The sequence below is a fragment of the Paenibacillus sp. FSL R7-0026 genome (assembly GCF_038004485.1).
GTDB lineage: Bacteria > Bacillota > Bacilli > Paenibacillales > Paenibacillaceae > Paenibacillus > Paenibacillus xylanexedens_A.
Genome location: NZ_JBBORG010000001.1, coordinates 5,917,908 through 5,931,995, shown reverse-complemented (window position 1 = coordinate 5,931,995; position 14,088 = coordinate 5,917,908). Strand labels below are relative to the sequence as shown.

Sequence of the window (14,088 nt, the reverse complement as noted above, 5' to 3'; positions counted from 1 at the left end):
TATAATACGTAAGGTAGGATTAGGAAACTACTCTATTTACGTATGATTCTATCATTTATTCTTGTTTACAAGTTTCTGTGATATGCTCACAGACATCATTTATATTAACTTGCTCATAACTCTGGAAAGGGGGTGCGACAATAGAATGAGGAATACGAGCGACCCTATTAAAGAAAATTCCAATGTTATGAACGCCCAAGGAGGAGACAAAAAGGTTATGAAGAAAATTTTATCCGTAGCATTGTCTACAGCAATGGCATTCTCAATGTTTGCATCTGTAGCATTCGGTGACACAGCAGTAACACCACAACAACAGTTTGATGCATTGAAAGCAAAAGGTATCTTCAATGGTTACCCAGATGGCACAGCTGGTCTGGACAAAGAGATGACTCGCGCTGAGTTCGCAAAAGTTATCACTAAATTGTTGGGTCTGAAAGAGATCACTGGAACTCTTTCTTACACTGACAAAAACTACACAGCTAAGAACTGGGCTGTACCTTACATCGAAGCAGTAACTGCTGCGGGTATCATGGAAGGTAAAAACGTAGAGAAAAAAATCTTTGACTTCAATGGTAAAGTGACAGTAGCTGAAATGGCTACAATCTTGACTCGTGCACTTGATCTTGAAATCCCAACTGAAACTAACAACAATGCAGCAGCATGGGCTAAAGGTTATGTTCAAGCAGCGATCAACGCAGGTCTGATCGACGCTAACGCTAACTTCTCTGGTAATGCTTCCCGCGAATTGTTGGTAGGTGCAGCTTACTCTATCGATCAAGCTCAAAGCTTGAAAGTAGAATCTTACACAGTAACTGAAGCTGGTAAAGTAGTTGAGTTCAAAATCAGCGATGGCGAAACTGTAAAAGTAACTTTGGATAAAGCTCTCGAAGCTAACAAAGAAACTGAAGTGAAATTCACTTACAAAGATAAAGAGTTCACTGAGAAAGTTACTTATGTAGTAACTACAGCTACTAAAGTACAAAGTGCAACTGCAACTAACCTCAAAGAAGTAGTAGTTAAATTTGATGGTAAAGTTGATAAAGATTCCGCAGAGAACGTAGTTAACTACACTCTGAGATCTGGTAAAGTGGTTGATAGTGTAACACTTTCCGACGATCAAACTTCTGCAACATTGCTCTTGAAAGACAGCGCATTGACTAACAACCGTGTTGATGCAGTAACTGTTTCCAACGTTAAAGCTGGAACAGCTACAGTTAGCGCTACTAACGTTGAATTCACAGCAGTAGATAACGTTCTTCCAGAAGTTACATCTGTACAATCTCTGGGAACTAAATCTGTTAAAGTAGTATTCAGCGAGCCAGTTAAAAACGTTGCTCAATCCAACTTCACTTTGGATGGCAAAGAGTACTTCGGTAAAGTAACTGTAAGCAACAACTACAGAACAGTTGTATTGACTCCATACAGCACAACTGCATTGGCTGTCGGTGATCACAAACTTACAGTAAGCGGCGTTAAAGACTTCGCTGACTTCGTATCTTTGGCTTCTACTCATGACATCAAAGTTGTAGAAGATACTACTGCTCCTACAATTGCTGAAGCAACTGCAACTTTGGAAAGTGTAACAGTTACTTTCTCTGAAGATGTAGATGTAGATACAATTGATGCTGCTAAAGTTTACTGGAAATCCGGTACTAACAAAATTACAGCAGTAAGCAAAAAACAACTTGCTGATAACAAATGGCAGTTCACTTTCGGTGTTAACAGATCCCTTCCAACAGGTTCAGTTTCGATCTTCGTTGAAGGCGTGAAAGATTACTCCGGAAACCAAATTGCTGCAGATACATCTGTTGTTGTAACTCCAGTAATTGATCAAGTTCGTCCAGAAGTTGCTTCTGTAACTGCTGAAGACGCTAAAACAATCAAAGTAACTTTCTCGAAATCAGTGGATGCAGCTAGTGCGCAATTGAGCACTAACTACACTGTAAAAGATAAAGACGGAAAAACAGTTACAGTACAAAGCGCAACTCGTGACACTCTTGACACTAAAGTTGTTCGCGTAAAACTGTACACTGAATTGTCTGTTGGTGACAACACATTCACGATCCAAAACGTGAAAGATGACACTAAACTGCAAAACACAATCCTGGACTACACTGGTAAAGTAAACTTGGCTGACAAAGCTGCTCCGGTTATTGAGTCCAAAACAATCAATACTTCAGCTACTGAGCGTCGTGTAGTTGTTAAATTTGATAAAGCAATGGATATCGAAAGCTTGACTAATTATTCTAACTACTTGGTTAGCATTGATAACCAAAATCAATCTTTGACTCCTGCAATTGCAGAAATCACACCATTCCAAGATGGTTCCGCGGTTTCTATCAAATTTGCAGAAAGCTTGAATGGTAAAACTGTAGCATTGGCTTCTGGTGCAGGTTCTACTACTACAACAAACATTAACTCTCTGACAGTATTGGCTGTTAAGAGCGCTACAGGTGTTGTTCTGAAAGAGTTTACTCAAGGTGGAGCAGCGAATGTAATTTCTTTGAACGCTAGCACTACTATTGCTCTTGAAGGAAAAGCTGAGTTGGTTGACAGAAGAACAGTTAAACTCAAATTCAATGGCGGAATCAACAACTACACTTCCAATGCAGCAATTACGAATGCAGCTAGTAACCCAGCTGTATCCAGCATTGAAGTTAATGGTACTTCCACTGTAACAGTTAAATTTGCTTCTGATCTGAAAACAGATGGTAGCGATGTTAACTTGACTGTTAACTATGCACAATTGACTACTAACGCTGGAAACGTAGGTACTGGAACGGGAGCAGTTGTGAATACTGCAAACTTCACTGACTCTGTTAAACCAGTTGTTGTTAAAGCTAATGACTCATTCGCTTTCAACATTGTACCTGCAACAAATAATAAATTTGTAATTGAATTCTCCGAGCCAGTTAAATCTGCTTCTGACGCTCTTGCAGCTGGTGCGTTCACTATCCACCGTAATAGTGACAACGAAGAATTGAAAGCATCTGATAATGATTTCTCTGTTACAATTGGAGCAGGCGCAGATGCAAACAAAGTAACTGTAACTGTTAATGATCTTGCTACTCGCACAGCTGCAACTGGTTACAAAGTAGCTGTTAAAGACACTAACATCCTTACTGACCTTGCTGGTAACTCTGTTGCAGCATTCGACGGTATGAGTGCTGAATTGCCAGAAACTGCAGCAGCAATTACTGCTGATCAAACAGCTGTAGCTGCTTCTAAAACTGCTTTGACTGTAGCTCCAGCTGATGCAACTGCAGCAACTACAACAACAATTGCTCTTCCTGCAACTGATGCAACTAACGGTACTGCAATCGCTTGGACTTCCAAGTTTAATGCAGATCCAGCTGTAACTGCTACTGGTTCATACGCTGTTACAAGACCAGCTACTGGTTCTGACACAGTTGTGTTGACAGCTACTATCACTAAAGGTGCAGCTACAACAACTCAAACATTCACTGTAACTATCCCTGATGCAACTAACATTACAGTAGCTAAAAACTAATAAATATTAGTTTTAAAGCAAGCTAGGATATCCTAGCTTGCTTTTTTTGTTTAACAACATCGTAACTTTCTTCCCTTTCCAAACGTCTATACTATAATAGCAACAAGCAACTTATGGGAGGTTTGGAAGTGAATCAAAAGAAAATGTTTGTGAGCTTGCTCGCAAGTGCAATGTTGATCAGTTCAACCGCTGGTATGGCTATGGCAGCGAGTACTACCAACAAAACGTCTGCCACCAGTTCAAATAGCAGTACATCGAAGAAAACAACAACGCAGAAGGTTGTACATACCCTGGGTAACCTGTCAGCTGTTAAAGTGACAGCACGAAGTTCCGTAAGATTAACAGATGTCAATATTCTGGCTCAAGACGATGGCAATGTGGTTACGTATACATTGTCTTACAAGAACAATGACAGCACCCCAATGATGATGCTCGATTACTGGAGCAAGGTAAAGACAAAGGGTGGAACATTGTTCTCGCCTAAACTAATCGCCAAAGATCAGGAAAAGAAGACAGTCGCGCCTGGATCAACCGTTGACTTGACCTATGTTATGAAAGTGGGTCGCGAAGTGAAACTGAGTGATCTGAACTTCCTCATCGTGAAATGGGATTTCAGTCAAGCTAACTATGAACGTACGCTGGGTAAGTTTAACGTGCCCGCATCCTATAGCATTACTACACCTGTAGGTAAACCAAAGACGGTTCGTCTAAGCGACTCTGCGGTGAAGGTGAAAGTATCTGGCATTAAAGTGTTTCCAGGTGAAGATAAGAATCAGTATGTGAAAATTGGCGTGAATTTAAACAATATCAGTTATAAATTGCTTGAAAATCCGAATATCAAATGGATTTTGCGTACGCCAAGTGGTACGAACTATCCCTTAACTCCGGATAAAGACAGCACGAATGTCAGTATTCAAGCCCAAGCTAATAAGGCTCTCAGTCTGATGGCATCTCTTCCTACGTCAGTGAAGCTGCAAAAGTCTGAGTTGTTGCTTGTAGAAGAACAGGGTGAAGAGAAGAGTGTTCTGCCTGTTGCTGCATTACAGCTGCCTGAAGCGAGCAAAACAAATGTAGAAGTCGCTGCCAATCAACCGAATATTATTTCAGTTGAAGGACAACGACTGTCCACATTGCTTGAATCCGCCAAAGTTCGAATCGATGATGGTGAGTATAGTCTTAACCTTCAGATGAAGCTCAAGAATGAAGGCAAGAAAGCCATTAAGGTACCGACATATACCTTCGAGGTACGGAATACAGACGGAACAGTTTATCCGATCGAAACTAAAGCATTGGATACATTGAAGTTGAACCCAGGTGATATCAAGACAATTAAGCTAAATGTAACCCTTCAGGGTGATGGGGATACCAAAAAGATCAAGCTGTATGTAATGAGTCCGGTGGACAAAAATGATAGTACAGAGTCAGCAACAGCTTCTTCTCCAACCAATGGATTTGTTTTCTCCTATCCTGTAGGCGTCTATGCGATTCCTGAATCGGTATCCAGCGGAGACGGATTGACAACCGAAGCGGTGATTAAGAATAACAAAGGTACATTTGGTGTGTCTTTTGGATCGTTACAGCGGTTGCCGTGGCTTGATAATGATATTATTGCTGCTAAAGTGACTATTCGTAATGCAGGTAACAAAACAGTTCAACTTCCTGAGCTTGAAGCGATGTTTATGATTGATTCTGCTGAGATTGAGGGAGACAAGAAGCTAATCTACACACAAAGTGGCAAGCTACTTGGAGCGGGCATGACAACTGAGGCTTATCTGTTGACCAAGATTCCTTCTGAGTTACGTATATCTCGACTTGAACTTAGTCTGAACGAGAAAGTTAGTGAAGAAGAGACAAATGAATGGATCACGTTAAATACGTCCGGATTAATTCCACCGGTATCTTATGTTGGAAGCGGCAAGACATACACTTCGGGTACGGCTGATAAAGAGACCGAAATGGGTGTGCGGAGAACGATTCGTTATCCGGGAACATCATCGGACATCGTATATACTGAATTCGAAATGACGAACAAATCACTGCGTCAAAGTGGTCTCGGTAAACTGGTAGGTTATTTCAAAACATCGGATGGCCAGTATTATAGAGCAACTGCGAAGCAAGCAGAGCGTCTGCCTGGTCCGGGACAGAAGTCGATTGTTACGTTCTGGGCTAAGATTCCGAAGTCCGTTACCTTCTCAGACCTGCGTCTGATTGTGGGTGAAGGTATTGCAGACAGCAAGTTTGTAACGGGTGAAGGGGAAGCAACTGCTTATGTGAATGCTCTGGCATTCGAAGTGCCGCCAACCTCCATTAGTGTTCAAGGCTCGTTAACCAATATTGATCTCTATCCTTACTCTTGGACTGCCAACAGTGTAAGAGCATATCTGGCAGGCAGCTCATCTGTGCAGATTGAGATGAATTACAGCTTATCACGTAATGAAGAGATTGAGATGGGTGAGAACGAGCACAAGTTAATCCTTACAATGACGGATCAAGCAGGTAAATCATATGAGAAAGAGCTGACTTTGGGAACCGATCTGAAAGTGGGAACCAACCAGACACTGAGTTGGAGCGTAGAAGACAGCTTCTTCGAGAAGCTGCGTGGCGGTTCTTATCGCTTAAGCGTAGATGATCAGTTCCAAGGACAACGTGTTCGTCTTGCGGAACAAAGCTACGGATATGACCTGACCAAACTTCCGAAGGAAGAACCCGTCGATATAAGATAGAGGCATAGATTTAAATAATCGTTAGATTTGTCCACAAAACCTCGTTTCCATCCTAAAGGAAACGAGGTTTTGCTTGTCGCATCCCTATTTTTTCTCTATAGTTAAAGTTAATAGATTACCAGAGGAGGAAAATGATTCACATGAAACCTTATATGAAAGTATCCCTTGCTGCGCTCGCAATTGGTGTTGGCGTATGGGTTGGGTCGGTATACAGCAATACAGCTATCGGTGCAGGTACAAGCCAGCCAGGAACAGCAGACGATCCGGTTGTAACGAAGAGCTATGTAGATCAGCAGATTCAGAAAGCATTGGGTGGTGGCGTTAGCACGGGTTCTGGCAATTCATCCGGTAATAATTCCGGATCTACGGGAACCGGGAACTCAGGTAGCACAGGTGGAGACACTTCACTTCCTCCACTGGTCTCAGGAGCTTCTGATGCCGTTGAGATCGTAACCGTGAAGCCGGGTCAACAGCTGATCGGTAAGTCTGGCGCGGAGTTCATTGTACGGAGCGGTAAAGCTGTGATCGTCAGTGAAGGTACGAATGGTGTAGCTGATCTGACGGACGGGATTGACCTGACGAATGGACAGGCAGCGCCGACCAATCACCTGCTCTCTTTTCCAAGGGATGGACGGGGGATCACGGTATTGGAAGGAAACAAATATAGCCTAACTGTAATGGTTCGTGGTGGATATACTTTGAAATAGGATTTGTAGCTGTTAAAGGAATTATTCATTAGTCATACATTTCATTTGCTCAGATTACCCAGTTCTAACAAACATTAATACGGCTAGCCAGCCTTGTTCCTGCTCACTCTATAACTGTAGACAATCAATTAATGGAGGTGCAGGAATCATGGCTAGAAGCAATCGCAAAGTGGTACCCGAAAGTCGTCAAATGCTGGATCAGATGAAGTATGAGATTGCTGCAGAGTTTGGTCTCAATGTAGGTTATGGTGGCAGAGGTTTAGCTGGTGCGGATACAGAATTTGGATCTGAACTGGGTGAAGTGAGTGATCACTCCTATGGGCAATACAAAGGGTGGGGACATCTAACTTCCCGCGAGAATGGATCGGTTGGTGGAGAGATCACCAAAAGGCTAATTCGTCAGGCAGAGCAGCACTTATAGGGCATTTTCCTTACCCCATTTCGTTTGACACGTCTTGACAAATACGTTAAGATGACATTTGAGGTATGCAACCTTTTCCACTAGGGAAAGGTTGATTTTCGTTTGAGGCAATTACCTGAAAAATCCTTATCTTCGGTACTGCGGACCCTGCGTCCTTATTCCATTTTGGAAAGCTTCGAGGGTACAGTGAACGAATCGCTGTCATGTTTTGTTCGGGCAATCGCCATACTACTAGTTATGGGAGGTTGAAACTTCATGTCTGTTAAAGGCCGGCATCTATTTACATCGGAGTCTGTAACCGAAGGACATCCGGATAAAATCTGCGATCAGATCTCAGACGCCGTATTGGACGCATTTCTTGCAAACGACCCCAATGCTCGCGTAGCTTGCGAAGTTTCCGTAGCCACAGGCTTAGTGCTTGTCATCGGTGAAATCAGTTCAGCTTCTGAATACGTGGACATTCCGTCCATCGTTCGTAATACAATTAAGGATATTGGCTACACACGTGCCAAGTTCGGTTTTGATTATAACACTTGTGCAGTTCTGACTTCTCTGAATGAGCAGTCCGCTGATATTGCCCAAGGCGTTAACGCAGCGCTTGAGAACCGTGACCCGGAACAAGTCGCTCGTGAAACAGAAAACATTGGTGCAGGTGACCAAGGTCTGATGTTCGGTTTTGCAACGAACGAAACACCAGAACTCATGCCTTTGCCAATCGCTCTGTCCCACCGTATCGCGCGTCGTCTGGCGGAAGTGCGTAAGAACGGTACATTGGAATATCTTCGTCCGGATGGTAAAACTCAAGTAACGATTGAATACGACGGTGACAAACCGGTACGTGTGGATACAATCGTTGTGTCTACTCAGCACGCTGAGGAGACTACGCTGGAGCAGATCCAAAAAGACATCAAAGAACATGTAATCTTGCCTGTCGTTCCAGCTGGATTGCTGGATGAGCAGACTAAATATTTCATCAACCCAACAGGACGCTTCGTTATTGGCGGACCTCAGGGAGATGCAGGCCTTACTGGACGTAAAATCATCGTAGATACTTACGGCGGTTATGCACGTCATGGCGGTGGTGCGTTCTCTGGTAAAGATCCGACAAAAGTGGACCGCTCCGCAGCATATGCGGCACGTTACGTAGCGAAAAACCTTGTAGCTGCAGGTCTTGCAGACAAAGTTGAAATCCAGCTCGCTTACGCGATTGGTGTAGCCAACCCGGTATCGATCAACGTGGATACATACGGAACTGGCAAAGTCAGCGAAGAGAAATTGGTTGAGCTTGTGCGTAATAACTTTGATCTTCGTCCTGCTGGTATCATTCGTATGCTGGATCTGCGTCGCCCAATCTACAAACAAACCGCTGCTTACGGTCACTTCGGCCGTACAGATCTGGATGTACCTTGGGAACAAGTGGACAAAGTAGACCTTTTGAAAACTCAAGCAGGTCTGTAAGTTAGCTAAGGTTATGTAGAACATCCAATGAAGCCCTTGATTCCGCTATGGAATCAGGGGCTTTTTGCATCTTTTTACAAAATTAAGAACCATACATTTCCATTTTGTTAATTGAAAATCTCTCTCTGACCGACATAAATATAGAGGTCTGTATATCAGACAATTAGGGAAATGAGATAAGGGGGAAGGTTGGGTGTTTGTGAAAAAAATGGCCCGCAGGGGATTAGCTAGTCTTATGATTTTGATGTTAGTCACTCAAGGAGTACTCGCCGGATGGGTAGGAGTAGAGTCCGCGTATGCCGCCGATGAGTTGACGGGAAAAGGGATTAGTACAACGTCACCTGCTGTGAACGAACAACAGGCAAGTGGATCAGCACCACTAACGATTGATTTTATTAAGCCAGTAAAGAAAATCGAAGCTTCTACAGAGGAAATCTTTATACAACGAGTCCAGGATGAATCCATTGTAACAAGAGTTCCTGTAACGGATGCAGCTGTGACTGTTGTTGCAGATGATGCTGCTATTGCGGGTTTGGGGAAACGTGTGGAAATCCAGCTTCCTGCATCTCTGCCTGGAGGTTCATTCTATGTTAGGATAGGTAGCCAGTCTTTCGTATATGGGGACAGTCAACCGGTTGAGGGATTGAACAAAGAGTGGACATTCCGTACAGCAGGAGTTAGTACAGCTCGATTAACAGGGCAGTCACCTCTTAATGCGGCATCCAATGTGTCTCCTTCAGCCAATATCCAGCTTACGTATGATCGGGCAATGAAGGTCGGTGCAGGCAAGCTTCAGATCTATAGTGGCAGTACATTATTGGAAGAAATCGATGCCAATTCAGCCCGAATTAGTTTCAACACGGCGAGAACAACGGTGACGATTGATCCAGTGAACAATTGGGCGAATAACAGCACGATTTACATAGCAGTACCGGAAGGTTTTTTGCGTGATGACATGAACAATGATACGGGAGCCATTCAGCGAACTACATGGGGATTCAATGTGATATCCGATCCCACAGCAGTGACCGTATCCACCCTGTCTCCTGCAAACGGAGCAACAGGAGTATCGCTCACCAATGAATTCACTCTGACATTCAACAAAGACCTGGACCGGAACTTTACAAGTTCGGCTACAGTTAAGAATGCAAATGGCGGAATTGTGGCTTCAACCACGTTAATTAATACGTCCAACCCTAGACAGTTGCGTATTATCCCGCAAACCACTCTGACAAGTAACACAACGTATACGATTGATATTCCTGCGAATGTGTTCCGGGATCAGACGGGAAATCTGTTTACTGGTCTGAATGGAGCCACATCGTGGACCTTTAGAACGCTGACCGTAGACACAACACCACCTGTACTGAAAACAGCCAAAATGTACAGCAACTCGATCATTCGATTAACGTATGATGAGTTGCTCTCTAGCCTTGATCCGTTTGCTTCCAGCTTCACAGTGACGGTTAACGGAGAGAACCGGAATGTAAGTTCTTCCTATGTTTCAGGAGACAGTGTGTACGTTGTTCTGGATACAGGTGTAGCCGTAGGGCAGGTTGTCCGCATTGCCTACGCACCGGGAACAGGAACACGTAAAATTCAGGATTTGTCTCTTAACGCGGCTCCAGCATTCGGAGCGAGAGATGTAGAGAACAGTCTCGATTCCATTATGTCTAAACCACGCGAAGGAACAGCTTATTACAATACAATCAGTCTGTACTATCCAGAGACCGTCTATATCAACTCCAGTGATGCTGTGAGACAATTCAGTGTTACAGCAGACGGGTCAGCGGTGGGCATCAGCAGCATATCCACCAATAATAGTTCGTTGGTAACGCTTAGTCTCAGTCGTTCCATCCAGAATGGTGAAGTGGTACAAGTATCCTATGCGCCAGGAACATGGCCAGTGAAAGACAGTCGTGGTCAAGCTCTTGCTGGATTCAACGGGTTCTATGTACGTAACAGTATTGATACGAAACCACCTGAGTTCAAGAGTGCAGAAGTGAGTGGTACGACAATGTGGATCAGATATAACGAGCCGCTGAACCGGACGAACAAACCACTCAAGAGCCAATATTCCGTATTGGTAGATGGTAAAGCGGTATTTGTGAATGATTCCGAGATTGAGGATGATCTGATTACATTGACGCTAGCCAACACAGTTGCCAGTACTCAAAACGTAACCTTTTCTTATGTGCCAGGCACCCTGCGGTTAACCGATCTAAACAACAATCCTGCAGGATACGTTAATCTGGCTCCAGTAAAATATACCTTTGGTAACGGGAAAATATTGTCGGCTACTCTTCAAGGGGACAAAGTGTATATTAACTTTCGAGATGCGCTTCAGGCTCAGACGGCTCTAACTGCTTCGCAGTTTAGTGTGCAGCTTGGAGGAACAACAACGAATGTTCTGAACGCTTCGATATCAGGCTCGATCGTGACTCTTAATCTTTCGAACTCCGCAACAGCAGGACAGACAGGTACTGTCAGCTATACTCCGGGAGCAGTTCCACTACGTGATGCGTTGAACAACACCATTGCTGCTTTTGGACCGCTTGCCCTGCAACAAAATGGCAGCAGCTCGACAGGCAACCAGACGAACAGCCGTCCTTCTTGGCTTACAGAAGAAGACTCGTCAACTTATGGGCAAGCTCTGCTTGTGATGAGTACCGATACGGCAGCTACAGCTTCCATGATGTCACGCAACAATCGCTCTACTCGTCAGTTCAATGTAGACGGGACCAAGCTTTTGCAGGCCTTCCAGTACGCAACAACGACTGGCAAAACAACACAACCTGTTGTATTTGAAGTCCCTGCCAGCGAATCGTCCGCTTATGTAGGATTCCCGCTGAACACATTGGCTCAGGTTGCATCGAGTAACCGTACAGGTTCAATCGGTGTCAAATATGGAGATCGTCTGTGGATGGTCCCACTATCCAATTTGAATGTATCCGCAATGAGTCAAGCTGTAGGGGGTAACACAACCAACACGGATGCCTCTTACTTCTATGTACAGGTGGAGACAGTTCCTGTCTCCAGTTCAGGCACGATAGATGGAATGCTGGCAGTCGCAGGCGCACAGAAACTTGGTAATGTTACAGACATCTACCTATCTGCGTTTAGTGGAAATACGAATCAACGGGTAGAACAAAATATCAAAAGCCAGCTCGCAATGCAGTTGCCTGTAAACACACCTACAGCGACTTCCGGGTTTACGTATATTGATCCAACTACACTGATCCTGGCGAATGTGCCACATACATTTGCGAATGCAACAGGAGGTGTGGTCGTTAAAGGACAACTAAACGGTAACCAGACTATAGTGCCTGTCACTCATTCTGTGAGCTATCAGGATACCTCCAGCCATTGGGCAGGTGCAGTCATCAAAGAGTTGTCGTCCAAATGGATCATTGGGGCCACGAACGGCTCCTATTATGGACCTAATCAGAAAATAACGCGTGCCGAGTTTGCCGAATTGGTAGCCAAAGGTCTTGGTTTGAAAGGAGATCAGACTGCTGCACGTCGTTTCCGTGATATTCGTGGTGGTGATCTGACCAGTGCCTACATTGGTGCTGCGGCAGAAGCCGGAATTATTACAGGCAACACGGACGGTACATTCAAACCGGAAAGTGAAATCACTCGTGAACAGATGGCTCTTATGATGGTACGTGCGATGAATTACGGTGGGAAAACAGTCTCTCTTCAATCTTCGGCTGCTTCGACGTTGTCCAAGTTCAAGGATAGCAATAAAATTCAGTCCAAGGATTCTGTTGCCAAAGCGGTGCAGGAGGGAATCATTCAAGGCATGACAGCCAGAACATTTGAACCTCAGGGAAATGCAACTCGTGCACAGGCTGCAGTCATGTTGAAACGGGTTTTGGATAAGTTGGAATATCTGTAATAGTAATTAGCTTTTTTATCTTAGTGAAGCGAAATCGATCAGGGGAATAAATTCAACTGATTGGTTTCGCTTTTTAATATCATAAATCATGAATTTCATGGATAGAGGGTGTAGATTTGCTCAAAAAAATACTAGTATTCTTCTTTGCTGTAGGTTTAATATCCATACCATCATTGGTTTATGCTCAAAATAATAAAGAACCCATACAACTGTACGTGAATGAAAAGCCTACAGACATTAAACTGATAACAAAATCAGGGACGGTGTATGTTCCATTTCGAGAGTTTATTCAACTAATGGGGTACCGAGCGGACTACTCAATAGAAAGTCGTGAAATTTTTGCTAGAACGGATCATTCGGAGACATATTTTATACCAGATGTAGGATACTCTGATGATAAGGAAGGATATATTGAGTTGGAAAAACCAGGTATACTCATTGATGGGAAATTCTATCTTCCTATTCGATTTGCTGCTTGGTATACAAAACATTCGGTGGCTTATGATCGAAAAGCAAACACTGCGCGAATGGTAGCGTACGGCTATGGTCAAGAACAAGCGATTCTCGATCTGGTGAGGGCGTATGATAGAGCTTTTACTGTAAAACTACTAGCTTCTAACCATATGCAGAGATTTTATCTGACTGAGAGTTGGATTGCACCCCAAGAAAGAGAAATTCCTGATCGAATCTACAATGTTGATATAACAAGCATTACATACGAATCTGCGAACCAGGCATTATTGTACGTTACTTATATTCATAATAATCAGGTAATAAATGACCAACATGAGGTCGTATTTCGAATTATAAAGGAGAACAATCAGTGGAAAATACTTCAGGATCGATATCTTTCCAGTAATACTGCGCTTCCAGAAGATATCGATAAATCTGTAAATATAATAAAAGAGAATTTTAATGATGAGCAACAAAGAGTCCTATCTGACTTAAAGACATATTATAGAGCATATAATCAGAAAGATTTTGATTTAACGTATAAATATACTTCGCCATTTGATATTGAACGAATTAACGCAAATGCAGTTGATGAATGGAGGACATGGGAGCACATTACAAGAGCTTCTTTTGAGTATGGAGACACTACGTATCATATGTCTAATGAACGAGTCGTGTTTCTTGGGGAGAACCAAGCTGTTGTTCATGCAACCTTGGAATGGAGCTACATCTCAGAGAACATAGAGCAGAACCATTCTATATATGAGGCGCTGATCTACCTCGATTACGCCAATGGGCACTGGAATTATAGTTATGATCATGACATTAGTGAGAACGAAGAGGACCCCAATCGAATGTTATCCGAAATTCATTTCCCAGAGTTAAATTGAAAATATAACGAATATCAGTATACA

At 43.4% G+C, this 14,088-nt stretch carries 7 protein-coding genes; all 7 read left to right on the top strand.

What is annotated here, in order from left to right; genetic code table 11:
* Positions 1 to 217: 217 nt before the first annotated feature.
* The 7 genes from MKY44_RS26060 to MKY44_RS26030 all read left to right on the top strand — a co-directional run bounded on the left by MKY44_RS26060 (position 218) and on the right by MKY44_RS26030 (position 14,064).
* Positions 218 to 3,511, top strand: a complete 3,294-nt coding sequence (locus tag MKY44_RS26060) for an S-layer homology domain-containing protein (RefSeq protein WP_341009190.1) — start codon at positions 218 to 220, stop codon at positions 3,509 to 3,511.
* Positions 3,512 to 3,639: 128 nt separating this feature from the next.
* Positions 3,640 to 6,234, top strand: coding sequence for a hypothetical protein (locus MKY44_RS26055; protein ID WP_341009188.1), 2,595 nt, complete (start codon positions 3,640 to 3,642; stop codon positions 6,232 to 6,234).
* Positions 6,235 to 6,374: 140 nt separating this feature from the next.
* Complete coding sequence (locus tag MKY44_RS26050; RefSeq protein ID WP_091036335.1) at positions 6,375 to 6,941, top strand: hypothetical protein; 567 nt, start codon at positions 6,375 to 6,377, stop codon at positions 6,939 to 6,941.
* Positions 6,942 to 7,089: 148 nt separating this feature from the next.
* Positions 7,090 to 7,362 carry an alpha/beta-type small acid-soluble spore protein gene (locus MKY44_RS26045; RefSeq protein ID WP_017691962.1) on the top strand — a complete coding sequence of 91 codons (273 nt, stop codon included), beginning with the start codon at positions 7,090 to 7,092 and terminating at the stop codon, positions 7,360 to 7,362.
* A 255-nt stretch (positions 7,363 to 7,617) separates the two neighbouring features.
* Positions 7,618 to 8,820, top strand: a complete 1,203-nt coding sequence (gene metK / locus MKY44_RS26040) for a methionine adenosyltransferase (protein WP_036612510.1) — start codon at positions 7,618 to 7,620, stop codon at positions 8,818 to 8,820.
* A gap of 193 nt (positions 8,821 to 9,013) precedes the next feature.
* A complete protein-coding gene (locus tag MKY44_RS26035) occupies positions 9,014 to 12,721 on the top strand; it encodes a SwmB domain-containing protein (RefSeq protein WP_341009186.1) in 3,708 nt (1,235 codons plus the stop codon).
* Between the two features lie 116 nt (positions 12,722 to 12,837).
* On the top strand, positions 12,838 to 14,064 hold the full coding sequence (locus MKY44_RS26030) for a stalk domain-containing protein (protein ID WP_341009184.1): 1,227 nt from the start codon (positions 12,838 to 12,840) through the stop codon (positions 14,062 to 14,064).
* The last annotated feature ends 24 nt before the right edge of the window (positions 14,065 to 14,088 follow it).